Here is a 24,881-nt window from a genome sequence, read left to right as displayed (position 1 = left end):
GGTACAGTATTGCTTATGAAAGCGGTTTCAGCACTCGATAACGGGCTCAATCGATGACTTCATCTTTTCCAAAAGATTTCACCTGGGGAACAGCAACTGCAAGCTATCAAATTGAGGGCGCTTTTGATGTTGATGGTCGTGGTCCAAGCATCTGGGACACATTTTCAAAGACTGCTGGCAAAGTTGTAAACGGAGACACCGGCGATAACGCTTGTGATCACTACAACCGATTTGATGAAGACATTGCAATCATGAAAGATCTTGGTGTTAGCGCATATCGTTTCTCAATCGCATGGCCACGTTTGTTTCCAAATGGTGATGCCAAAAGAGAAGAACGCGGTTTTGATTTTTACAATCGATTAATTGATGCACTAGTTGCTGCGGGAATAGAACCAATGGTTACTTTGTATCACTGGGATTTGCCACAAGCACTTGAAGACAAAGGTGGCTGGGCTAACCGAGACATTGTTGATGCATTTGAAAAATACGCAACAGCATGTGCCGAAGCATTTGGTGATCGTATTTCGACATGGATCACTATCAACGAACCATGGTGTGTTTCATGGCTTGGTTATTCAAATGGTTTACACGCACCAGGCAAAAAAGATTTCAAATTAGCTATTGCCGCTAGTCACCACACCGCTCTTGCACACGCTGCTGCTACTCGCGCGATTAAAAAAATTCATCCTGCAGCAACTGTCGGTTTAACCGTCAATATGAACAATATTCACAACGAATCACCGCAAGACCAAGAAGTAGTTGATTTTGCTGCATTAAATGATTCAAATCTAAATCGATGGTGGATCGATGCGTTAACAACCGGTAAGTATCCTCAAAATCTTGTTGATTGCTACGGCGAAATGTTAAGCCGAGTTGTGTTGCCAGGCGATGAACAGTTACTTATTGCGGCTCCAGATTTCTTAGGTATTAACTATTACTGTGATGGCTTTGTCAGATCACCGCGTCCCGAGGACAAGCCGGCTATCGAAGGTGGATTCATGCCATTCCCGCAGCGCGTAGATGGCTCAGCACCTTCTCATTTAGTAAATGATTTAACTGCAATGGGCTGGGTTGTAACGCCCGAAGGCCTTGGTAATTTAGTAAAGCGAGTACACAAGGATTGGCCGCAGATCCCGTACTTAGTTATTACTGAAAATGGATCTTCTTATGATGATGTAAAGGTCGATGGCGAAGTCTTAGACACAAAACGCACCGCATACTTAGTCGCTCATTTGCAATCGCTGCAAAGCGCAATCTCCGAAGGCGCACCGGTCAAGGGTTATTTTGCTTGGTCGTTACTAGATAATTTTGAATGGGCCGAAGGGTATGCAAAGCGCTTTGGAATTGTGTACGTTGATTATCAAAGTTTTGAGCGAACACCAAAAATGAGTTTTAAGAAGTACAAAGAAATTATTAAAGCCAATACCGCTATTTTGTAGCTGAAGATTCGCGTTTAATCAATTTTACATCTAAGACTTTATCTTCAACCACTTGGCCATCTAGTATCGCCAAAAGGCTGGCGGCAACTTGTGCCCCTAATTCTCTAATTGGTTGTCTAATTGTGGTTATCGAAGGCTCATTTCGGCTGGCCATCGGCGAATCATCAAAGCCAACAACCTTTACCTTTTCAGGGACCGAAATGCCGTTTTGCAGCAAGACATTAATGACACCAAGGGCGGAAAGATCGTTACCTGCAAAGACCCCGTCAAACTTTACCTTTTTCTTAATGAGCTGGCGCACTAAAGCTTCAGCCTTTGATTGTGTGTAATCACCGTGTACTACAAGATCATCATTTATCTTTAGGCCCGAATTGCTGATTGCTTTTTCATAGCCTTCTAGGCGATCGCGGCCAGATTGTAATTTCAAATCTCCGGTGATGGTCAAAATGTTTTTACATCCAGAATCGATCAGATGCTTTGTAGCTAAGAAACCACCTTTAACATTGTCCACATCTACAAATGGATATTTCTTAGATCCTCCTAGGTCTCCACCAAAGACGACAGCCATTTTTGGATCAAGCATTTTTTCAAAACTCTTTAGCGGACGGTGCCAACTAAAAATTGCTAACCCATCCATTTGGCCCGCCTGCAAAGTTGAAAATAACGAATCTTCTGTGCCGCTCTTGGGTCTAATCAACAAAAGCGGATGTAGCCCTGCTTCAGTTATTGCAGTTGAAAATCCTTGTACAACCTGGCCCCAGAATGGATTGAGGAAAAATTCTTCACTTGATTCCTCCATCAACAAGGCAATTAAGCCGCTACGTCCCCCAGCTAAACGACGTGCTGTCGAATTAGGTGTGAAGTTGTATTTTGCGATCGCTTTCTTTACAGCCTTTTCACGTTCAGGAGAAACTTTGGCGGTTCCATTCATGACCCGAGAAACGGTTGCACGGCTAACGCCGGCAGCTTTAGCAACTAGATCAATAGTCACCTCTGCTTGACGAATCGCACCTGTTTTCTTTTTTGCCATAATCAAGAAGTCTAGTCAATAAGCCATGCCACCGAAAGGTCTTTATGCTGCTTATATTCAAGAATCGGGTATCTTCATCATGTGTCAAACAAGCCAAGCCTTAGAGATGTAGCCAAGCAGGCCGGTGTATCGATCGGCACGGTTTCTAATGTATTGAATCGCCCAACAAATGTTTCAGAGGAAACTCGTAAAAAAGTTCGAGAAGCAATCGATATGTTGGGCTTTATTCCAAACAGCAATAGTGCGCACACAGGTACAAATTCAAAAATTGTTGGACTGATCTTGCCGCTTGCACAAAATCCTTTTTATGACGAACTCGCTCTTGGCATTGAAGATTCGTTAGCTAAAGATGGTTTTCGAGTTTTGATTGGATATTCCCGCGAAGATGAGGCAATTGAGTTACAGCTACTGACTTCAATGTCAGATGCAAATTTCCGCGGAATCATCGTTACGCCAGTTGGCCCAAAGAACCAAGTATTTGAAAAATTCATTGATCGAAATGTGCGCGTTAGTTATCTTTCACAAACAGATGAAGAACCGGATCAGTGTTCAGTCTCTATTGATCAAGTCCGTGGTGGATATATAGGTCTTGAATACTTAGCAAAACTGGGTCACAAAAAAATCTTGTGGGTTTCAGGTCCAGAGCACCACCATCAATCAAATCAACGCTTTGTCGGGATGACACAAGCCGCGCAACAATTTGGCGTCCAATTAGAAATCATTGCAGCACCATCACTTGATTTCTTAGCTGGCGAGCAAATAGCACCAACGATTATTGCCCGAGGGCCACTGCCTGATGCAATCTTTGCTGGCAACGATGCATTGGCCTTGGGAATAATGAATTACTTTCACAAAGTTGGCATTCCGGTGCCGGGGCAAATTTCAGTGCTGGGTTATGACAATGTTTCATACGCAGAATCTGCACTGGTGCCACTGACAACGGTTTCTCAAACTCCGTACCAACTGGGTTGGACTATGGGCGCTCAGATGTTGGCCGAATTTGAAGCCAGCGCCCATCACGTGCATCAGCATGTAGTTTTCCAGCCACAGATTATTGAGCGCTCAAGTACAGCTGCACGCTTTTAGTTCAGGCTCATCGGCTTCTGAAGCTCACCCCTGACCAGGCCTGCTTTGACCGGTCATTAAGCACAAACCCCCTTGATTAGTCATAGACAGGACATAGATTTCTCTCTAGAAGTTCAGTTGGGGATTTATCTCGGCCTACTTCCTTTGAAAATCAAAGGCGGCGGTCGCATACCGGCGGAACTCTTTCTTGTAGGGGAAACCCCACACAAAAAAGAGTTTGCGCGCTCCGAACAACTGCGGGATCGGTAAGCAACCTTTGTGCAGGAAGGTTGATTGTGTAATGCCTTTTTCTTTTGAACTGTTCAATGAACAGGCGGTGCTTTCATGACCGAAATCAGAAGGTTTGTTGAATGGTTGAGTTATCACCCAACTACCGAAGAAATTGCACGGGCGCTAGCAACGGAATATTTGGCAGAATTCTCAGTGCTGGGCTTGCGTTTTGGCCGCATTAACAACGATGACTCGATTACAAATTTAGGGCAGTTTGGTTTTCCAGATTCAGAAAACATTCGTGGCCGAAATATTCCGAGCCAAGAATGGCGTGCAGGAACATCTGCAGAGATCGAAATAATTTCAGGAAAATCCAAGGAAAAGTGGACCCCTGATTCCACTATCTATGTCGCCACTTTGCGCGACCGCGGAGTTATTCAGGGACACCTAACGATTTCCTTCCACCAGGCAATCCCTGAAAGCCGAAAGCACCACACATCCGAAGCGATCGAAGATCTGTGTGTGCCACTGTCCCTTTACCTTTCCTTTGTCAACAACCCTTATGGCACGGGGGTCACCCCTTTATCGGCTGAAAATCGCGATGCCGGGGCGGGTCAGCTGACCCAGCGCCAGATCTTGATCCTGCGCGGCATGGTCGAGGGTAAGACCAACCACGAGCTGGCCACCGAAATGGGCTTTTCAGTCTCGACCATCCGCCACGAGACCATGCGGATCTACCAGGCGCTCTCAGTCAGCGATCGCAAGGAAGCCGCCAAAAAAGCGATCATGCTCAGCCTGGTCTAGGCCCAGCCAACCCGTTCGGCCCCGAAACACGCTCAAACCCTCAATACGCACTTTACCCTTGCCCATCCCATAGACTAGAGACCTGATTCCGGCAGGCTTGTTTCTCGCTGCCATTCGGCGAAAGCCCTGCTCGCACTTCCCCCAACCAATCAATTCACGCTCAATCCACCGCATCCAGGATCTTTCTAAAGAAAGTTTCCAAAAGGGCACAACATTTGGCCCCCAGCGGTGTCTTAACCTATAGAGGGCAAGACGTTGCCTTCATTATGAAACTCGCGGGAGTTACTCAAATGGCACTATTGAAGTCGAAAGCGGCGAAAGCAGCTGCAGCGACCGATGCCGCCCGCGTACTGAGTCCCTTAGACGCTCAAGAGTCACCCGCACAAGGATCATCAGCTGATTGGTCTATCGCACAACTATCAGCAATCTACACAGAGCACCGCACACAGCTTGTCTCTCAGGCTCGTCGCATCACAAAGAACGAGGCTGAAGCTAACGAAGTAGTTCAGGAAGCATTCCTGAAGTTCATGCTTGCAGCTCCAGATCTAGATTCAGCAGATCGTGCAATTGCATACCTTCGTACATCAGTGACAAACCTTGCATTGAACGTAATCCGCGCTCGCGGTGCACGCCCTAACTTGGTTGCAATTGATGCTGACACAACTCAGGAGCGCCTCAACGAGATCGCATCTGAAAACCACATCGATCTTGATACAACTATTACTGCAGCCGAAGATGCCGCGATTATCCGCGAAGCACTTGCTCGCCTAACCCCAGATCAGCGCACAGCGCTTGTTATGTGGGAAATGGAAGGCCGCACAACAGAGGAAATCGCAACTGCGCTTAACACAAGCCCAGCTAATGTTCGCCACATTTTGGTTCGCGCTCGCAAGTCAATGGTCCGAGTCCTTGAAGAGTGGATCGTTGATGAAAAGACTGGCCTGACAGCACTTAACGCACTTTCAACTACATACAAAAAGACAGTTGAAATCGCACAGAAGTCATCAAAGGCTGCGCTTTCACTTCTACTAGTTTTCACTGCTTTCCTAGGCTTTAACTCAATGACTGGAAATGAAAGCCCAGTACTGCCAGTTGTTGCTCAGGTCGAAACAGAGTCTTCACCAATGTCGCCAGCTGGCCCAACAGCTGAGGCAACTGCAACTGCAAAGGCACAAGCTGCTGCTACAGCTGCTGCGAAGAAGGCACAGCAAGCAGCGATTAACGCCAAGATTGCAGCGCTTTCATTTGCCGGACTTGATAAGAACGGTATCCCAACAGGATTTGCGATTACTGATGAAAATGGAGAACTTGGTAAGGCTCGTCTTACTAAGGGAATTTCTACTCTTGGAACATCAGGAATCTTGATTAATAACCAGTTCATCACAGGCTCAGCTGGTCCAAACATCCTTATGGATCAGTTGATCACAATCGATGGAACAGGTACTAACTACAGCATTAACAACATCAATATTGGCTTTGGTGGAAACTGGAGCGCAGTTGAGATCAACTCAGTTGATTCATCAATCGAGCGCCTTGCAAATGGTCAGCACTTGATTACTGCAACAGCCAATATCGGCTACTTGAAGCCATCTAGCTTTTCGATCCCAACTGGTGCACGCGGATATGACCTATCTGATGCACCAGCTTCGATCACTACACGAGTTCTACTGAACTCAGGCAAGACCACCATCCTCGCGCAAGCGGTCCAGGTGGTGAACAAAAACTAAATAGGTTTCCTCGCCGCGTCCGGATACACGGTGGGGAATTTGGTGAATCAGCACGTGCGATTCATCGAAACGGGTGAAAAGGGCTCTCTCATGACATATGAGAAGGCATTTTTTACCCGAAGCCGGCGCTCGGATCGTCCGAGAGCCGACTAATCGAAAGGAAACAAATGTCTACAAAGACAACTTTCAAGCGCATCGCGCTTGTTGCAGTTGCAGCGTTGGGACTTGGTGTTCTTACATCAGTAGCTCCAGCATCTGCAGATATCCAGTCTGACGCACTTACTTTGAGTGCAACGACTGGTACAGCAACAATTAATGAAACAGCAACAGTTGCGGTTTCATTGTCATTCCTTGACACAGATTCAGGTGGTGGCGAGGCCATGACAGCAACTGCTGTAGTTCTAAGCTCACCATCTACTAATACAGTGCTTCCAGCCTTTTCAATCACAGCGGATCAAACAGCGGCAAACACTGCTGGTACAACTGCTGTGAGTGGTGCAGTCATGACGCTAACTACCCCTAATGCTGGAGGACGAGCATCTGGAGCAGCAACATTGTCTCTAGTAAACTTGCAAGCTGCAGGTACATACGTAATCCGTATTACACCAGCCGGCGGACTAACGACAACAGCACAGACATGGACTGTAACAGTTGCAGCTCCTGGAGCTGTTACTGCTGCTGCGTCAAGCGTTCTAATGTCAGTTGATGCCGCGACACCTACAACAATAACTGATGGAGTCGCTGTTGTTGCCCCACGTGCAATTGGTTCAACTGTTGCAGCAAACATTGCAATCATTGCGCGTAACAGCGCAACTGCCGACACATCAGTTGCTACTGCTCTGTCAGCATCTATCTCAGGTGTTGGTTCAATTGCCGCATCAAATAGCCGTGCAGCTGCAGTTCGTGGCACATTGGCTCTAGGAACTGCTAAGACTGCATCAGTCTTCGTATTCTCAGACGGTACAGTTGGAGTTGCAACAATTACAATTTCATCTGGAACTACAGTTCTTGCGACTAAGACTGTTTCATTTGCTGGTCCAGCATCAACACTTGCTGCTGCACTAGGATCAAGTCAACCAACTTGGCTATCAACAAGTGGAACGAATAACACAGCAACACTTACAGTAACTGCTAAGGACGCTGCTGGAATCACAGCAACTGTCCCATCATTGAAGGTAACTTCTGGTACAACAACTGTTGCAACAGCAACTGTTTCTGGCTCAACAGTTACAATCACAGGCGTTGCTGCTGGTACTTCAGTTATCACAGTTGCTGAAGATTCAACAACATCAACAGTCACTTCAGCTACATACACAGTCACAGTTAAGGCAGCTACATCTACAGCTGCAGCGACATTGACTTTTGATAAGGCTGAATACAACCCAGGTGAATTGATGACAATCACCATTGCTGCAGATGTTGCTGATAACTCAGCATACGTAGCATTTACAGCACTACCTGTTTCATCTGCAAGCCTGCAAACTGTCAAGAACCCATTTACATCTGGCGGAACTCTTCCACTTGTAGCAGGTAAGAACACATGGACTGCATATGCACCACTAGTTGCTGGTCCAGTAACACTTACAGCAACATCAAGTGCTGGTCCTGCAACAGCAGTGACAGTTACAGCATCAGCAAATGTTGTTTCAGATGGTGTTGCACAAGCAGCAGCAGATGCAGCAGCAGAAGCAACTGATGCAGCAAATGCAGCAACTGATGCAGCTAACGCTGCAGCAGAAGCAGCAGATGCAGCAACAGCTGCAGCACAAGATGCAGCAGATGCAGTAGCTGCTCTATCAACATCAGTTGCAGCAATGATCGATGCTCTAAAGAAGCAGATCACAGCTCTAACTAACCTAGTAATCAAGATCCAGAAGAAGGTAAAGGCGTAAGCCCGAAGCTTCACTGATCTAATGTGTTAAGCCGGAGTTCGATTCTTAACTGAATCGAACTCCGGTACACACGAATATTCACGAACCGGTTAGCTCCACTACGGGCTAACCGGTTTATTCGTTTAAAAAGTTCCTGAGAATAATGTGGGCATTAACTTAAAAACATGGAGAAGAAATAATGAATGGTCAAGAACATTCCAGTCGTGTAAAATTAGCGTAGAGCTAACTCCTTTTGATTTCGATTCGAAATTGAAAGGTTATAAAGTCTTGCTTTTTCGTCATTTGCCATGCAGACGATTGCGAACTTGCCAATTCGTCCTAAAACTTATGCCACCTATGTTTCTATGCTCACGCTTCATGTTTTCCCATATTTGGCACATCGCCAACTTACCTCCATCAGTAGATTAGATATTCAGAGCACAATCAGTGGTTTATCTCCACAAACTTCGGCAACTTCTTTGGCTGTGATTAAAACGGTGTTCAGAGAAGCATTAGCGCAGCAGCTAATTGAAACTTCACCCGCTCACGGAGTTTCTGGCCCAAAAATCATGGTTAGGCCGCGTGATTTTTTGACCTGGGAGGAGGTGGCAAAGAGTTCTTTCGGTAAGTACACGCCACAAATTCGTTTTCTAGCGCTGCATGGCTTGCGTTGGTCAGAAGCAGTTGCTTTAACAATTGCAGACATCCATGATGATCGAGTCTGGATCAACAAATCTGTTCATGGGCAGACTAAGTCAAAGGCAGGAATCAGATCTGTTCCGCTAGTAAGTCCCTTTATAGTTTTTCCCAAAAGCCCCAAAACCCTTCGTAGGGTACTAAAGCCTTACGGGGTAGATATTCATTCTTTGCGTCATACCTATGCGTACTTGCTTAAGCAACAAGGTGTTCATGTAACTACTGCACAGCGCCTATTAGGACACTCTGACCCACGTGTGACCATGAGTATCTATACCCAGGTTCTAGATAATGAAATTGATGATGTTGGGTTGTTGCTCAGCAAAGCAGCTAGCTTCTAGTTTCTGCATTTACCAGTCTCTATCTTTCAAACATTGATAAATGCCGAAACCCGGCCCCCTCTTTCGAGAGAACCGGGTTCCGGACTAGAGCTAACTCCTAAGAGTTAATCCCTTGGAAAGCTAAGGCTTACGCCTTTACCTTCTTCTGGATCTTGATTACTAGGTTAGTTAGAGCTGTGATCTGCTTCTTTAGAGCATCGATCATTGCTGCAACTGATGTTGATAGAGCAGCTACTGCATCTGCTGCATCTTGTGCTGCAGCTGTTGCTGCATCTGCTGCTTCTGCTGCAGCGTTAGCTGCATCAGTTGCTGCATTTGCTGCATCAGTTGCTTCTGCTGCTGCATCAGTTGCTGCCTGTGCTTGATCAAAAGCAGCATTTGTAACGTTTGCTGATGCTGTAACTGCAACTGCTGTTGTAGGTCCAGCACTTGATGTTGCTGTGACTGTTACGTTACCTGTTGCTGGAGCATAAGCTGTCCATGTCGCCTTTCCACCAACAAGTGCAACTGCACCAGTTGTGAATGGGTTCAGAACAGTTACGACGTTAACTGAAACTACAGGATTTGCTGTGAACGCTGCGTATGAAGCGTTGTCGGCTACGTCAGCTGCGATTGTGATAGTCATCAATTCGCCTGGTGCGTAATCAGTCTTATCAAAAGTCATAGTTGCAGCAGCTGTAGTTGTAGCTGCCTTAACTGTGACTGTGTAAGTTGCAGATGCTGCAGGTGATGTTGTTGCTGAATCAGCAACTGTGATAACTGCTGTACCTGCTGCAACACCAGTGATTGTTACTAGTGTGTTGCTTGTCGCAACAACAGTAGCCACAGCTGTGTTTGAAGAGGTAGCTGTGATTGTAGGTGTGTTTGAAGACGCACTTCCAGCTGCATCCTTAGATGAAACTGTCAATGTGGTTGTCTGTGTTGGAGCAATCCATGTCTTCTGACCTGTTGTCAAAGCTGCTGCAAGAGTTGTTGCAACACCGTTGAATACGATTGCCTTTGTTGAAACCAAAACGCCATCAACAGTTACTGTTAGTGAAGCTGCTCCAACTGTTCCGTTAGCGAATACGTAGTAATCACTGGAAATTGCACCAGACACTCCGCCAGCCTCAGTTACTGAAGCTGCACCAGCTGAGTAGTCATTTGTCTTTGAGACAAGACCCTTTGAGATTGCAACTACAACATCCTTAGTGATTGCAGCAACTGCTGCAGTTGTTGTGTCTGTTGTGCTGTACTGCTTTACATCCAGACGTGCCTTAGCTGTTGTGCTTGCTGCAGCAGAAAATGTGAGGTTAGCAGCAGTTGCGTCAGCAGTTGATACTGATCCAAGTGTTGTGTTTACAAACGCAGTCGATGACTTAAGTACTGGTGCGCTTGCTACAACTGTCCAAGTTGCAGTTGGGCGAGTTGCTGAATTGTCAGCAGGAATCGCAGCAATTACGTAAGTTCCAACAACATCTGGTGTGAAACGTACCTTTGAGTAAACAGTCATTGCAGAAGAAGCATCCGTGCACTCACCCATAACGCGTGCTGCATAATCCTGACCAGCAGCAAAGTTTTGGCTTGAGATCGTATATGCAGTTCCGTTTACCTGTGTGTATCCTGTTGGAACAGTTGTGTCGTAATCATTCCCACCTGTTGGAACAGTGAAAACAGAGTTAGCTAGCAAGTTAGTTCCTGCAGGTGCTGACGCGATTGTCAAGTAATATGTCTGCTGGATGTTGTTTCCAGCCGCGTTAGCACATGAGCCACCTAATGAAATAATGGCTGAAGTTTCTACAGCTGTTGTAGCTGTAGCAGGAGATGTGGCGAATGAAACTCGACCAAATGACCCTTCTAGGTAGTCCGCTGATGAAGGTGCTACGGAAAGAGTTCCGAAGCCCAACGCAGCAACTGCAACAAGCGCGATGCGCTTGAAAGTTGTCTTTGTAGACATTTGTTTCCTTTCGATTAGTCGGCTCTCGGACGATCCGAGCGCCGGCTTCGGGTAAAAAATGCCTTCTCATATGTCATGAGAGGGTCTTTTTGAAAGGTCACAGGTAAAAGTGGTCATGCTTAGTACCCTTAGACAATGCGTGAAAACATCCAAGCCACTCTTGCCAAGCTCCTGATGTGGGCCTTGGTGGCTGTGTCACTGCTGATTACGCCTTTGTGGTCCTTGGATCCAATAAATCCCATCAAGATGCTTGCTGTGTCTGTGGCTGGTTTTGTTGGGTTGGGGGTCTTGCTGGCTAATCAGAAGGTCCTACAACTGAAGCGATATGCAGTGCCTTTGATTGCGATCTTCAGCTTCATGTTCTGGCAGCTAGTTGTTTTTATGATCAGTGGCGGAGAAAGAATCCAGCAGTTGTTTGGCACAAATGGTCGAAATACAGGATTGATCACTTATTCCGCTTTTTCAATCCTCTTGGTTGTTTCACTGGTTGCATCTTCTGCGGCATTTTTAAAGAGATTTCAGCTTGCTGTACTTGTCGTTGGAGTCTCATCCCTTGTTTACGGTCTGATTCAATCAGTGGATGCCGATCCATTTACTTGGGTCAATCCTTATTCACCTGTTTTTGGCTTTTTAGGTAATCCCAACTTTCAATCATCCTTGCTAGGTATTTTGGGTGCAGTTGTATTCACTCAACTTTTATCTAATTCAGTAAAAATTCAAATCAAGGGTGCGTACGTTGTTTATCTTCTTGCAACTCTTTATGTAATAAAAGAAACTGCATCGCAGCAAGGGTTTTTAGTTTTGTTAGCTGGCTCTGCAATTTCCTTAGGTGTTTACGTTAATCACAAGAGTCGAGTTTTGGGTTACTCATACTTAAGTTTGGCTGCAGTCGGCTTTGTTGGGATTTTGGTTGGCAGCTTAAATAAGGGACCCCTGGCTTCGCTTTTGTATAAGGACTCGGTTACATACCGCGGCGACTATTGGCGTGCCGGCTGGAAAATGACTGTAGAAAACCCAATCTTTGGTGTTGGGCTAGATAGCTACGGGGATTGGTATCGCAGAAGTCGTACCATCGAAGCAACCTTGCGTCGTGGGCCTGACATAACAAGCAATGCCGCACATAATATTTTCCTTGATATTTCAGCCTATGGCGGTTTCCCCTTAGTGCTTGCTTACATTGTCTTGATGGTTTTAGTTGTGGTCTCTGCGATCAAGGTAATCAAGCGCTCACAAGGCTTTAATGCAGGCTTTGTAGGCTTAGTTGCTGCCTGGGTTGCCTTTCAAGCCCAATCAATCATCAGCATTAATCAGATCGGACTGGCTCTTTGGGGCTGGGTATTGTCCGGATTAATTATTGGATATGAGATAAATACTCGCACCAGCGATGTTGTTGTTGAAAAGCTAAAGGGAAAGACGGCTGCTAAACCTGCTCAAAAGACAGCTGCTACATCTCTTTCAATGTTTGTTGGATTAATTGTTGGTGTCCTGGTTGGTATTCCACCGTATTTGGCATCTGCAGAGTTCAAGAGCTCGCTGGAAACGGGTAACGCAACAGTTGTTCAAGAGGCTGCTTATATTTGGCCAGTAGAACCAGCACGAATGATTCGGGTGGCAATTGCTTTGAATGAAAACAAACTGGAAGATCAAGCATTACAGGTTGCAGTCGATGCCACAGAAAGATTTCCCGATACTTATGATGTCTGGGTGGCTTTGAGTTCAATGAACAAGGTGACCGAAGAACAAAGAGCTCAAGCTTTATCCCAGCTGAAACGGTTGGATCCTTTAAATCCAACTTTGAAATAACTGGGTAATCTAATCCAATGCGCGTTGCAATCATCGGTCAGGGATATGTTGGTTTAACAATTGCCGTTAGTGCGGCGGGTGCTGGACACACAGTTGTTGGCTTTGATGTAAATGATGGTTTGGTTGCACAGTTAAATGCAGGTAATTCTCATATCGAAGGCATCAGTGATCAAGATTTAGCTGGGTTTGTTTCTGCAGGTTTGTACAGTGCAAGTACAGATGCACATGTATTGGATAGATCAGATGTAATTGTTATTGCAGTGCCTACACCGCTAGATGATCATCGAAACCCTGATTTGTCCTTTGTTCATTCAGCAAGTGAATTGATTAATCAGTATGTAAAGAACCCTGCACTAGTTGTTAACGAATCAACATCATACCCAGGTACTTTGCGTACAGAAATTGCGGCGCGAATTACGTCAGTTGAGCACCTATATGCATCCTCGCCAGAGCGTGTAGATCCTGGCAATACCCAGTGGGGAACTAAGAACACTCCACGTTTGATTGGTGGGTTAACACCTGCAGCCGTTGCCAGGGCACGCGAATTTTATGCAACCTTCTGTGACAGCATTATTGAGGTCTCATCCCCTGAAGTTGCAGAAGCCGCAAAGATATTTGAAAACACTTTCCGCCAAGTAAATATTGCCTTAGTAAATGAGTTTGCTCAGATTTCAGATGCTCTTGGTATTTCTAGCCGCGAAGTTATTGATGCTGCAGCCACAAAGCCGTATGGATTTATGCCATTTACACCTGGTCCGGGTGTGGGTGGGCACTGCATTCCGGTAGACCCAAGTTACTTGGCACATGTAGCAAACCAGGTAGGAATACCGGCAACATTTATCAAACGCGCAAATGAGGTAAACCTGGCAATGCCCGCTTATGTTGTAAAGCGGGTGGTGGCAGGTGCAGGCGGATCAATTAAGGGCAAGAAAGTTGTTGTCGTTGGTGTTTCTTATAAAGCAAATGTCGCAGACACTCGGGAAACGCCAGCAGCAGCGGTAATTGATTTACTGCGCGAACAAGGAGCCAACGTTGTTTGGCACGATGATTTAGTTGGTACATGGCGCGATGAAGAATCAACACCATTGGCAGCCTTTGATGTTGCAGTAGTTGTTACCAGGCACGATGGCGTCAGCGATGCTGCGATTAAGGCTTCAAAGTTTGTCTTTGACTGCACCGGCCATTTAGCCGGTGTAGACGGGATTTAGTCCAGGGTTTTTACAGATTTATTGTGCAGCGATATCGCTGATGATCTGCTTCAAATCTTTGGTTGGCGCCCAGCCAATTGCATGCCCTACCTTTGAAATATCAGGCACCCGGCGTTGAATATCTTCAAAGCCTGCTGGGTAAGCATCTGAATAAGGTGTGAAAGTAATCTTTGAGGTAGATCCTGTTAGCTCTATTACCTGCTCTGCCAACTGTTTAATGGTTACTTCACCAGTGCCGCCAACGTTATAAACATCTCCGATTGTTGAATCTGTTGAGGCCATTAATGCAATTGCTGCAACAGCGTCTTGAACATGGCAGAAGACTCGGGATTGAGTGCCATCTCCGTAAACAGTAATTGGCTCATTCTTTAGCGCTGCCTGTACAAAGCGTGGAACAACCATTCCGTAACGGCCTGTTTGGCGGGGGCCAACAGTGTTAAAGAGACGCACCGTAGTTACCGGTAATTTCTTTTCTTGATGCAAAGCAAAGGCCATGGCCTCTTCAATTGCTTTTGCATCACTGTATGTCCAGCGGATCTTTTGCGGTGCTCCAACAACTCGATCATCGCTCTCTTGCAGTGGTTGCTTTGGGTTCTTGCCATAAATTTCAGATGTGCTGGCGATGATGATTCTTTTGTTGTACTTGGCAGCAGCGTTTAAAACAACTTCGCTGCCGGTGATGTTTGTGCTCATAGATTCCAGCGGTGATTCTAAAATTGTGTTAACACCGAGGGCTGCGGCCATGTGCAGGACTAAATCTGAATCTTTAGCAAGTTGATCAATTAAATCAACATTACGGATATCGCCATCAATTGTTGACACCTTGCCATCAAGGTGTGCGATGTTTGCTCTAGATCCAGTTGAAAAATCATCAAGCAGTGTCACTTGATCTCCGGCGTTTACATAGTGGTCTGCCAGATGGGATCCAATGAAACCCGCACCACCAGTAATAAATACGCGCATGGGTAAACCCTATTTCACAATCGATTTATACAGCTCGATATGAGCGTTAATCATGCGGTCAACTGAAAACAAGGCTTGTGCGCGGGCGATGGCTAGTCGGCCCATTTCATCGCGGGTGGTTTTATCAAGGATTAAGGATTCAACCGCTGATGCGATCGATCCGGCGTTCTTGTTGGTGACTATGCCTGTTTCATGATTCAGAATGACTTCGGATACAGATCCCACATCGGTGGCAACAACTGGTTTGCCAGCTAGTTGAGCTTCGATTAAAGCCACAGGCATGCCTTCGTTTTCACTGGTGGACAAAATGATGTCTAATGCGCCAAATAGATCTGCCGCTTCCGTCCAGCCAACCACGCTTACATTTGCAGGAGCTGTTGCCTTTACTTGCTCCAAAAGGTCTCCGCCACCAGCCATAACAAAACGGGTATCAGGCAAGTTATCTGCAACTTCTAGTGCACGCATTGGGTTTTTTACACCGGTCATGCGGGCGATCCAGCCAACTATTGGCGCGCCAGTATCTTCAAGGCCTAGATTTTCAAGAGCTTGCAACCTGGAAGTCACATTAACTGCAACAACACCTGGTGGAATATTTACAAACTGTGATCGCTGACCGATGTTTTGTTCTAGTAATTCATCTGCAACACGTCGACCAACGGTTACAAGCTTTGCAGATTTCTTAGCAAATCGTTTTTCTAGTTCAACAATTACCTTTGACTTTAAGCCAGAGAATTCCGGGTCATCTAGAAGGTGGCCATGGAAGGTGTGAATAACTGGTACCGATTGTTTTTTCATGCGGATTACATATCCGGCTTTAAAGGTGTGGGTATGAATGATGTCGGGTTTAAGTTCTGCGATGATTTTTTCTAACTGCTTGCGTGCCAAGTGATCTTTAATTGGCCTGATGGATCTACCCATAGATGGGATTCGAATCAGATCAAAAGATTGCGCAGATGGATCTTCGACCTCTGCCCCTTGCACAAAACCAGTTGCTACAAAGGTTTCAATTCCGTGCTTGGGTAATTCATTTGCAAGTTGGGCTATATAACGCGCGGTACCGCCAACATTAAGCCGGGCAATTACATGCAAAACCCGCATGGCTAGTTTGCTTCGTAGGCGGCAACAACTTCGGCTGGCTTGCCAATCATTTTTACATGGCCGTTTTCAAGCCAGACTGCGCGGGTAGCCAAAGTTTTTACAGCCTTCATGTCATGTGAAACCAGAACAACAGCGGCGCCGCTCTTAATCAATTCATGCATACGCGCCTTTGATTTTTCTTGAAAATCCGCATCTCCTACAGAGAGGACTTCATCTACTAAAAGAACTTCAGCCATTTCATCAGTTGCTGTGGCAAAAGCTAGGCGGGCGACCATTCCTGAAGAAAACGTGCGCAGCGGGAAATCCATATGGTCTGAAACTCCGGCCCATTCACCGATAGCTGGTGTGCGCTCCTTAACCTTTTTTACATCACGGCCCATTAATGCTGAATAAAACAGCACATTTTCAGCACCAGTCATTTCGGGGTGGAAGCCGGCACCTAGTTCAATCATCGGCGCGATCTTGCCATCAACCTTTGATGTTCCTTTAGTTGGAGGCAGCACACCTGCCAGTACTTTAAGCAAAGTTGATTTACCAGCACCGTTACGACCAAGGATTGCTACAACTTCACCCTTATCAACAGTGAAAGAAATATCGTGGATTGCAACGTAATCAATTACGCGGGCTTTGCCTTTTATCGCATCTCGGAATAATTCTTTCAGCGAACCAGATTTGTTCATCAAGACCCGGTAGGTCACATTTAAATTCTTAACTTCGATGACAGGCATTAGAGCATCGCCACCGTTCTTGGCCAGTACTTCTTGAACACATATGTTCCAAGCAATAGAGCAAAGATGCTCCAACAGCTCATGTAGATCCAACTAAACAAAGTTGGTGTTGCATTGTTAGAAAATGCCCAACGGAAGATATCTAGGTAACTAGTCAGTGGATTCCAGTGAATGATGTTTTGCATTGTTTCATTCATGATTCCTACTGGGTAGAAGATCGGTGTCAGGTACATCAAAATCAACAGAAGAACGTTGACGACATTTCGGGTGTCATCAAAGCGAATAAACATGATTGAAAGTGCTAATCCAAGGCCGGCAGTTAGCAGTGCCAGAGCTACACCCACGACCAGTACCAGTGGCGCGGTTATTGCCAGAGGTTGACCCGAGACCCAGCAGACAAGAGCCAGCGGAAATAAACCAATAAAGAAGTTAACCAGACCTGCAAGTGCTGATGAGATTGCAAAAATCTGCGGCGGTACATAAATCTTGGTTAGAACTCCGCCGTTACTTGCAATTGATTCTGCTGACTGCATCAAGCTCTGGTTGAAAAAAGTGTTCATCAAGATTCCGGCCATGAGATATGGCGCGAATTGTTGACCCGACGGTAGCTTTGAAGCAAAAACAAATGAGAAGACATACCAAAGCACCAAGCTTGTAAGAATGGGATTCAGCAGGGTCCAACCGATGCCGATGACGCTGCGCTTGTAGCGAAGAGTTAATTCACGTCCGACTAGCAGGCGGATCAGTTGGGCGTACTTCATGGTGGTCTAAGGGTATCGGTGGTTTAAGTGCTAAACCCTGCTGCCCGTCATATAGATCCAAGGGTTATGCGGTGTAATTGAGGTATGACTCAGTCGACCCGCATTTATCGTCATTCGGCGGCAGGGACTGACTGGGCAGCTCTGTTCTTGGGTGCTGGGTTGGGGCTGACGCTGGCTCTGCAGGCGACCACATTGCGTAGCGGGGACTTTAGGGATTTCTATTCAGTGGTTGTGACCATCAGTCGCTTGGCGGCTTTGGTGGGAACCTATCTTTCGATCATCGGCATTTTCTTGGTGGCCCGTATTCCGATTGTCGAACGCGGGGTTGGCCATGATCGGTTGGTGACTTGGCACAGAAAACTTGGGCCATGGTCTTTGTATTTAATCGGTGCGCACGTATTTCTTATTGCTTTTGGTTTTGCGGGACAAGATCAGATTCCTTTATACAAAGAGATGTGGCAGTTCTTAACTTTGTATGACTGGATGTGGTTTGCTCTTGCCGGATTTGTATTGATGGTACTGGCTGGTGTGACTTCCTATAAAAAAGCCCGCGCCAAGATGAGTTATGAAACTTGGTGGCTGGTTCACATTCTTACCTACGCCGCGGTTGCTGCTTCATTTATGCATCAGATCGTTAATGGATCGATGTTTATTGATCATCCATTAAATAAGGCGTACTGGATTACCTTGTATGTGGTGATGGCGTTGTCGATTGGGTATTGGCGATTCTGGGTTCCAATCTGGCGATCACTAAAAGTTAATGTGCGAGTTGTGAAAGTTGTTGTCGAAGGACCCGGAGTTATTTCAGTGATTATGAAGGGGCGCAATTTGGATCAGTTGGCGGCCCAAGGCGGTCAGTTCTTTGGCTGGAGATTTTTAACTAGAGGGCATGCATTGATGTCGCATCCGTACTCGTTGTCGGCAGCTCCTACAAAAAATCATTTGCGAATTACCGTGAAAGATTTGGGGGATCATTCAAGATCGTTGGCTTTTTTAAAGCCTGGGACCCGAGTATTTGTTGAAGGACCATATGGGGCCTTTACCGCGGGGCGTTCTACAAGTCCGCATGTGGTGTTGATTGGCGGTGGAGTGGGGATAACACCGGTGCGTGCGTTGATGGATGAATTCAATGGTGGCGCACAAATCGATGTGATTTTTAGAGCTTCTCGTGAAGAGGATTTAGTTCTAAAGGCCGAGATGGATTATTTAGCTGATCGCAGTGGTGGATCGATGCGGATTCATTACTTGGTGGGATCGCGTAAAGATCATCCGATGGATGCGCGATCTTTAAAAGCGTTAGTGCCGACTTTCGCCGATAGCGATATTTATATCTGCGGGCCAGAACCGTTAGTCAGCGCGGTGCGTAAGGCGGCAGAGGATTTAGGTGTGCCCAAGAATCGTTTCCATGATGAAGCGTTTGCTTTCCACAACGAGTAAGGTTTTACATATGGCACATGAACAGAATGAGACGCGAATGAATTTGATTCAGGCGACCTCTGATCTTATGGATTTACATGCAATTGAAGACATCAGTGCTGCCATGGTTTTAGAACGAGCCGATGCATCCAAGAGTTCGATGTATCACTTCTTTGAAGATTTTGGCGATTTATTGGATGAGACTTATGTTGTTCGGTTTGGTCGGGATGTAAAAGAATCCATCGTTGTGATTGAAAAAATCCTCGCAAGGTCAAGGACGAAGGAAGAGTTTTTTGTGGCGTTGGATCGATTGACCGCTAGCACCCAAGCTCGTGAACTAGCTGAGCTTCGCTTTCGACGTGCACGCAAATTAGCCAGGAGCCAGCACAATGAAAAATTTAGAAAATCATTAGGTGCGTTGCAACAAGAACTCACTGATTCGTTGACTAACGCTTTTCAAACTGCGCAAGACAAGGGATTTTTGAATAAGAGTTTTGAGGCCAGAACGGGTGCAGTCTTTATTCAGGCTTACACATTGGGCAGAATTGTCGATGACATTACGACAACCCATATGAATGATGCGGATTGGGAAAAGTTGATCGGGCGGATTGCTCGCGAGGTTCTGGGTTAGTCGCTTTCTTAGGTGATCTGCTGCGTGCTTTACCCTGGGTAAATACTCTGCGGGGGAACTGCGGGCGTTCACAGAAATCTTTCAGGTTGCTGGGCTTAAGTGAGCTCGTTGAACCATTCGAGGGGTTAAACGCGAGAAACAAAGAGCACGAAGTAAGGATATGAGATGAAGCGGGCGCTATTGATCGCAGGAGGCACTGTGGGGGGCCTCGGTGCGGTGTTAGCAATTACTCCGCCTCAATTGGGAACAACCAGTGCAATAAATATTGCCGGTGGGCCTATGGCTGGAACGGGTGCAACATCAAGTGCGTCTGCTTCATCATCATCTTCTGCCAGTGCGACAACTAAGGCGACAGCTGTTGCGACAAAAAGTGCCACGCCAACTAAGAGTTCTGGTGCGGTGGGTGCAACAACTGCGCCGCCAACGCAAGCTCCGGCAACTACGGCACCTGCGACAACTTCAAAAACAAGTATTAACGGAACATTTACCGGGCCATCAATAAATGTGAATTACGGAAATGTTCAAGTAAAGATCACAGTTGTAGATGGGCGAATCACTGATGCGGTGGCTGTTGTTGCTCCAAAGGGAAAGAATGATCGTTGGACAAACATGGCGGTACCGATTTTGAAGGCACAGACCTTGGCGGCGCAAAGTGCCAACATTCAAGGCGTATCGGGTGCTTCATATACAAGTTATGGTTGGTACACATCGTTGCAAGGAGCGCTCACACAGGCTGGCTTGTAAGGCGCGCGGGTACAGTGGGCGCATGAATCATCTGCGTAAACAATTTCCTGTGTGGGGAACGATTGTGGATGTGGATTGTTTTTCGCAATCTGTCGGTGGTGCGCAATTAGATCGCGTTATGGAAACAGTGATTGCTTTTTGCGAAGATGTAGATCGAGATTTTTCAACATACAAAGATGGGTCGTGGGTTTCGCGTTTGCGTCGCGGCGAAGTTGCAATTGCCGATTGTCCGGATGATGTTCGGGATGTGTGGCAATTGTGTGCGGTGGCAAAAGATTTAAGTGAGGGAGCTTTTGATCCGTGGGCAGTTGATGGTGGGTTTGATCCATCTGGGTTAGTTAAGGGGTGGGCCGCAGATAAGTGCGCAGATATTTTGGTTGCCGCAGGTGTGGGTCATGTGCAGGTTAATGCTGCAGGGGATTTGGCTTTGCGTGGTGGGTGGTTTGATGCTGCAGCCGGTGTTGTGAAGCCGTGGTCGATCGGTGTTGTAAATCCAGATAACCGCGCTGAAATTGTGAAGGTCTTTGAAATTAACGATGGTGCGATTGCTACATCCGGAACTTATGAACGCGGCGCTCATATTCATGATCCATTGAATGGATTGATTGCAATTGGAGCGAAATCTGCAACGGTTGTTGGTCCTGAAGGTTGGCTGTGTGATGCGATGGCAACGGCGGTCATGGTGGGCGGGCAGGACGGCGCACAATGGTTTGGGCAACCAGAACTTGTTGGGTATCAAGTTTTCGCAGTAGATCGACATGAGCAAAGTACCTGGAGCATCTAGGGTGAGGCCCATGAAAAGCAAGCTTGCCGGCTTTGTAGCCATTGTTATTGGCCTTGTTTCCTTTGGGTTAGCACCTGCTTATGCATTAGATGAGCGTGTAATCGATGTTGTTGAAGTTACGTGGAATGGTGCACCTGCCCTGCGCGGAAATGCAAAAGCTGTTGCAGAAGTAATTAACACTGAAGTTAATGCTGATTGGAAAAAATACACAACGATGCTTGGTGATGATGGTGCTCGCACAGTTTCATTTAAAGCCGGCAAAGTTTTGGATGGCCCAATTTCATTGGTATCTAAAATGTCTTGTACTGGTTTTCCAGCAGCTAGCTTTATGAGTTCTATTAGACCAGAGGCATATAAGCGTTTAGGAATTAGTGATTATTCAAATAGATATTTAGTTGTTCTATCTCCTCGTGCCGGGTGTGTGTGGTCGGGTAGAGCACAATTGGGTGGACCAAAAAGCAAAAGCGGCACATTGATTTTGCATGACAGCGAATCATCTTTTGTGATCACTCACGAATTAGGGCACACCTTTGGTTTAGGGCACTCCAACTTTTTGCGTTGTGATGACAAGGCAAGTGATGGACCATGGGGTTCAAACTGCAAAGGTGTTGAATACGGCGGAACCATTGATGTGATGGGTAATGTCGAAACAAATTCACCTCTCAGCACTTATCACCAGTGGCGAATGGGTTTACTAGAGGATTCACAAATTAAACAGGTGTGGCAATCCGAAGTAATCAATCTTTCGCCCAGTGATTTTTCAAAAGGTATCAAGGCGATCTTTATTCGCGACGGAAAAGCTGGATACTGGATTGAATACCGTCGTAAAACCGATGGTGTTGCATATAAGCCAGGTCTTGCGGTGTATCGACTAGATCCGCCGCCCGTGTCCGCGATTGTTTCTCCTAACCCAGAAGATGGTGCTGCAGGTGAATTCCCATCGGTGCTGGGCACTGATTTTTGGATGCTTAATCTAGATAACTACAGTTACAACTCATCGGCAGCTGTTAATGGTTCTATGACAGGTCTAACAGCAAAGTTCTATTCAGGCAATGTTTCTTTAAGCGCGGTTGCATCTGAAACCGGTGCGGTTGTAACAATTACCAAGAAAGCAGATACAACGCCGCCTCCGGTGCCTAATGTGGTTGCAGTTGAGCAATGGCGATCTCCTGGCATGGTGATTTTAAATTCTGGTGGCGAAGATGCAGATACTGCAATCGTTGGTTACGAAGGCCAGATCGATGGCAAAGTTGAAACGCTAAAGGCATCAGATGTTGAAGGATGGTTGCCGACTTACTTGTCACCATTTGTTGCGCCAAAGACTGTGTATCTGCGCGATTTACCAGAAGGAAGTTATGAGTTTGCAATGCGTGCCATCGATATTGTGGGCAACAAGAGCCAATGGTCGGAGTTACAAAGAGTTGTTATCGATCGCGCTTATCCAGTTGTAACCAATGATTTTGCTTTAACTTCAATTGCAGCTGGTGAGCTTTCACTGCAATGGAAGGGTGCAACTGATGTCGGCAGCGGAATTTGCCAGGCAAATGTTGTCGATGAAGATGGTTTGATATTGGCTACAAGTTCAGTAAAAAATGCCCCGGAACTAAAAGTTGCAGCTGGTGCAAAACTAGTTGGAACCGCTCAAGTATTTGACTGCATTGGCAATGGTTTAGCCGGTGACATCAGCATTGAGAACACATTTGTCGCAGCAGATAAAAGCTCAAAGAGCGGAAAATGGAGTTCAGCTGCATCAACTTATGGAGCAGGTGCGATTCGTTGTGCTGGAAAGTGCAGCGCTTCATTAACTGTTGTTGGCAAAAATGATGTTTTAGTAGGTACAGGTGCTGCAACGGTTTCTGTAGCTAACCGAACTGTTGCCACAATTGCAGATAACAAGGCTGCAAAGCTTCGAATTGGTGCAACAGTTGATGTTGGTACTGCCAAAAGAGTTGTGCGTGTAAGTGGATCAAACTTTGTATTGATCGGGCTTTCCTCTGTAAAAACAACACTTGGCACATTGAAAGAAGTTGATCGAGCACCTGCAGTCAATGATCCATCACTGCTTGAACCTAAGCAGGCTGCTTTAGCTAAGTTTGGATTTCGCGCCGAAGATTTCAGCGACGAATGGTCTGTTTTGCCAATGACTAACGGGACAACTTTGCTTGATCCATCACTTGATCTGTGTAATGGCGTTTATCCTTCAGAAAAAGATCGTCTCGAGCGTCGTCAGGTAATGGCAACAAAGACGGGATCCACTTTCTCATTTCTATCAACAGAGGTCGTGAAGTACTCATCACCAGCTGCCGCTAGTGCTGCACAGAAAGAGCTCGTGAAAGTTCTGGTGCAATGTCAGATTGATAAGGGATACAAGGATTCAACAGGAACCTTGATTCCGTATGAGTTTAAGAAACTTCCTGCAGCTGCCACCGGGGTTGTTTCTGATGGCAATCGTGTTTTTGTTCACGCCGTAATCGACTCTGGCACCAGCGCGCGAACTTTGCTTGGTTTCTATCAATTCAATGGCGATATGTTCACAGGGCTTTATGTTCTAAATGCCAAGGGCTTTACCGATGCTCAAGTAGCCAAATGGATGAAGGTTGCAGCAACCATGGGACAAAGACTGCAGGGCAAAGCTTTTTAAGCAGCCATTTCAGTTAAGCAGAAAGAGCGTTGAGTTTTTCTATTTGATCGCTTGTAAGTTCAATAACCTGAACGATCTCTTCTAACTGCGGCACTGTGCGTGCTGATGCAATGGGAACACTTACTGATGGTTGTGAACGTAACCAAGCAAGTGCGATCGCAGAAAGTGGAGCTCTGTTGTGAGCGGCGCTAACTTCATCCATGGCGGTTAGAACTGCGTAACCCTTATCAGTTGCATACTCGCGAGCACCAGCTGCACGCTTTGAATCTACTTCTGTTACTCCTGGGCGATATTTTCCAGTAAGGAATCCGCGAGCGATTCCGTAAAAAGGAATATTTGAAATACCAAGTGATTCAACCGCTGGGGCTAAATCTGTTTCGTATTTCTTTCTATCCACCAAGTTATATAAATCCTGAACAGCGATGTATGCAGGGATGTTGTTGTTCTCGCTGTAGGCGATTGATTCGCGAAGGCGTGATGCGCTGAAGTTGCTGGCTGCGATGTAACGCACCTTTCCTTCGGCGATTAATTGTGCGTATGCCCCAAGTGTTTCTTCTAGTGAAACAGTTTCATCATCTGCGTGGCTGTAATACAAATCGATGTAATCGGTTTGCAAACGATTAAGAGATTCTTCGCAAGCCGCGAAAATGTTCTTTGCTGACAATCCTGGGCGAGTATCCATTTTTGAAACCTTGGTTGCGATCACCATCTCTGCGCGATTTCCCCGTGATTTCATCCAATTGCCGATCACTGTCTCGGATTCTCCACCGACATGGCCTTCGACCCACTGGTTATACATATCTGCGGTGTCGATGAAGTTGCCACCATGGCTTTTGTAGGCATCCATTACTAGGTGGCTTTCAGCCTCAGTGGCATTTCCGCCAAAGATATTGCTGCCCAGGCATAGTTCGTGAACAACAAGGTCGGATTCAGGGATAGTGATCATGGCTCCAGATTAAGGCAC

20 protein-coding genes are annotated in these 24,881 nt (G+C 46.3%); 13 read left to right on the top strand and 7 right to left on the bottom strand.

Annotation, left to right across the window (positions count from 1 at the left end):
* Positions 1 to 53: 53 nt before the first annotated feature.
* Positions 54 to 1,439, top strand: coding sequence for a GH1 family beta-glucosidase (locus tag AC9UC2_RS00540; protein ID WP_509523994.1), 1,386 nt, complete (start codon positions 54 to 56; stop codon positions 1,437 to 1,439).
* Here AC9UC2_RS00540 and AC9UC2_RS00535 read toward each other — a convergent pair.
* A complete protein-coding gene (locus AC9UC2_RS00535; RefSeq protein WP_509523992.1) occupies positions 1,429 to 2,469 on the bottom strand; it encodes a LacI family DNA-binding transcriptional regulator in 1,041 nt (346 codons plus the stop codon). The genes AC9UC2_RS00540 and AC9UC2_RS00535 overlap by 11 nt on opposite strands.
* Positions 2,470 to 2,550: 81 nt before the next feature.
* Here AC9UC2_RS00535 and AC9UC2_RS00530 point away from each other — a divergent pair, with 81 nt between their 5' ends.
* The 5 genes from AC9UC2_RS00530 to AC9UC2_RS00510 all read left to right on the top strand — a co-directional run bounded on the left by AC9UC2_RS00530 (position 2,551) and on the right by AC9UC2_RS00510 (position 9,204).
* Complete coding sequence (locus AC9UC2_RS00530) at positions 2,551 to 3,555, top strand: LacI family DNA-binding transcriptional regulator (protein ID WP_509523989.1); 1,005 nt, start codon at positions 2,551 to 2,553, stop codon at positions 3,553 to 3,555.
* A 324-nt stretch (positions 3,556 to 3,879) separates the two neighbouring features.
* Entirely contained in the window at positions 3,880 to 4,569 is a 690-nt protein-coding gene (locus tag AC9UC2_RS00525; protein WP_509523986.1) for a response regulator transcription factor, read from the top strand.
* A 266-nt stretch (positions 4,570 to 4,835) separates the two neighbouring features.
* Positions 4,836 to 6,296 (top strand): RNA polymerase sigma factor, encoded by a 1,461-nt coding sequence (locus tag AC9UC2_RS00520; RefSeq protein ID WP_509523984.1) that lies wholly within the window; start codon positions 4,836 to 4,838, stop codon positions 6,294 to 6,296.
* 167 nt (positions 6,297 to 6,463) lie between these two features.
* Positions 6,464 to 8,188: a hypothetical protein gene (locus AC9UC2_RS00515; RefSeq protein WP_509523981.1), complete on the top strand. Its 1,725-nt coding sequence runs from the start codon at positions 6,464 to 6,466 to the stop codon at positions 8,186 to 8,188.
* Between the two features lie 305 nt (positions 8,189 to 8,493).
* Positions 8,494 to 9,204: a tyrosine-type recombinase/integrase gene (locus tag AC9UC2_RS00510; protein ID WP_509523979.1), complete on the top strand. Its 711-nt coding sequence runs from the start codon at positions 8,494 to 8,496 to the stop codon at positions 9,202 to 9,204.
* 127 nt (positions 9,205 to 9,331) lie between these two features.
* Here AC9UC2_RS00510 and AC9UC2_RS00505 read toward each other — a convergent pair whose 3' ends face one another.
* The gene (locus AC9UC2_RS00505) at positions 9,332 to 11,140 is read right to left on the bottom strand and encodes a hypothetical protein (RefSeq protein WP_509523976.1); all 1,809 of its coding nucleotides are present in this window, start codon (positions 11,138 to 11,140) and stop codon (positions 9,332 to 9,334) included.
* A 135-nt stretch (positions 11,141 to 11,275) separates the two neighbouring features.
* On the opposite strand from AC9UC2_RS00505, the gene AC9UC2_RS00500 reads away from it, so the two are divergent.
* Together AC9UC2_RS00500 and AC9UC2_RS00495 are read left to right on the top strand one after the other, a co-directional pair.
* Complete coding sequence (locus AC9UC2_RS00500; RefSeq protein ID WP_509523973.1) at positions 11,276 to 12,943, top strand: O-antigen ligase family protein; 1,668 nt, start codon at positions 11,276 to 11,278, stop codon at positions 12,941 to 12,943.
* 17 nt (positions 12,944 to 12,960) lie between these two features.
* Positions 12,961 to 14,151 (top strand): nucleotide sugar dehydrogenase, encoded by a 1,191-nt coding sequence (locus tag AC9UC2_RS00495; protein WP_509523970.1) that lies wholly within the window; start codon positions 12,961 to 12,963, stop codon positions 14,149 to 14,151.
* 18 nt (positions 14,152 to 14,169) lie between these two features.
* Here AC9UC2_RS00495 and AC9UC2_RS00490 read toward each other — a convergent pair whose 3' ends face one another.
* The 4 genes from AC9UC2_RS00490 to AC9UC2_RS00475 are packed head-to-tail and all read right to left on the bottom strand — an operon-like array spanning position 14,170 to position 17,701.
* Positions 14,170 to 15,114, bottom strand: coding sequence for an NAD-dependent epimerase/dehydratase family protein (locus AC9UC2_RS00490; protein ID WP_509523967.1), 945 nt, complete (start codon positions 15,112 to 15,114; stop codon positions 14,170 to 14,172).
* 9 nt (positions 15,115 to 15,123) lie between these two features.
* Positions 15,124 to 16,212, bottom strand: coding sequence for a glycosyltransferase (locus tag AC9UC2_RS00485; protein ID WP_509523964.1), 1,089 nt, complete (start codon positions 16,210 to 16,212; stop codon positions 15,124 to 15,126).
* Between the two features lie 2 nt (positions 16,213 to 16,214).
* The gene (locus tag AC9UC2_RS00480) at positions 16,215 to 16,940 is read right to left on the bottom strand and encodes an ABC transporter ATP-binding protein (protein WP_509523961.1); all 726 of its coding nucleotides are present in this window, start codon (positions 16,938 to 16,940) and stop codon (positions 16,215 to 16,217) included.
* The gene (locus tag AC9UC2_RS00475; RefSeq protein WP_509523958.1) at positions 16,940 to 17,701 is read right to left on the bottom strand and encodes an ABC transporter permease; all 762 of its coding nucleotides are present in this window, start codon (positions 17,699 to 17,701) and stop codon (positions 16,940 to 16,942) included. Before AC9UC2_RS00475 ends, AC9UC2_RS00480 begins: the two co-directional genes overlap by 1 nt.
* An 84-nt stretch (positions 17,702 to 17,785) precedes the next feature.
* Here AC9UC2_RS00475 and AC9UC2_RS00470 point away from each other — a divergent pair, with 84 nt between their 5' ends.
* The 5 genes from AC9UC2_RS00470 (at position 17,786) to AC9UC2_RS00450 (ending at position 23,917) form a co-directional block, all read left to right on the top strand.
* Positions 17,786 to 19,138, top strand: a complete 1,353-nt coding sequence (locus AC9UC2_RS00470; protein ID WP_509523956.1) for a ferredoxin reductase family protein — start codon at positions 17,786 to 17,788, stop codon at positions 19,136 to 19,138.
* Positions 19,139 to 19,148: 10 nt separating this feature from the next.
* Positions 19,149 to 19,748 carry a TetR/AcrR family transcriptional regulator gene (locus AC9UC2_RS00465; RefSeq protein WP_509523953.1) on the top strand — a complete coding sequence of 200 codons (600 nt, stop codon included), beginning with the start codon at positions 19,149 to 19,151 and terminating at the stop codon, positions 19,746 to 19,748.
* Between the two features lie 165 nt (positions 19,749 to 19,913).
* Positions 19,914 to 20,492, top strand: coding sequence for an FMN-binding protein (locus AC9UC2_RS00460; RefSeq protein ID WP_509523951.1), 579 nt, complete (start codon positions 19,914 to 19,916; stop codon positions 20,490 to 20,492).
* A gap of 22 nt (positions 20,493 to 20,514) precedes the next feature.
* Positions 20,515 to 21,276: an FAD:protein FMN transferase gene (locus AC9UC2_RS00455; RefSeq protein ID WP_509523948.1), complete on the top strand. Its 762-nt coding sequence runs from the start codon at positions 20,515 to 20,517 to the stop codon at positions 21,274 to 21,276.
* A gap of 10 nt (positions 21,277 to 21,286) precedes the next feature.
* Entirely contained in the window at positions 21,287 to 23,917 is a 2,631-nt protein-coding gene (locus tag AC9UC2_RS00450) for a hypothetical protein (RefSeq protein ID WP_509523945.1), read from the top strand.
* 13 nt (positions 23,918 to 23,930) lie between these two features.
* Here AC9UC2_RS00450 and AC9UC2_RS00445 read toward each other — a convergent pair whose 3' ends face one another.
* On the bottom strand, positions 23,931 to 24,863 hold the full coding sequence (locus tag AC9UC2_RS00445; protein ID WP_509523943.1) for an aldo/keto reductase: 933 nt from the start codon (positions 24,861 to 24,863) through the stop codon (positions 23,931 to 23,933).
* Between the last annotated feature and the right edge of the window lie 18 nt (positions 24,864 to 24,881).

Source organism: Candidatus Planktophila sp. (assembly GCF_036734405.1).
Classification (GTDB): Bacteria; Actinomycetota; Actinomycetes; order Nanopelagicales; family Nanopelagicaceae; genus Planktophila.
Note: the sequence above shows the minus strand (reverse complement) of the source record. Positions and strands in the feature narration are given on the sequence as shown.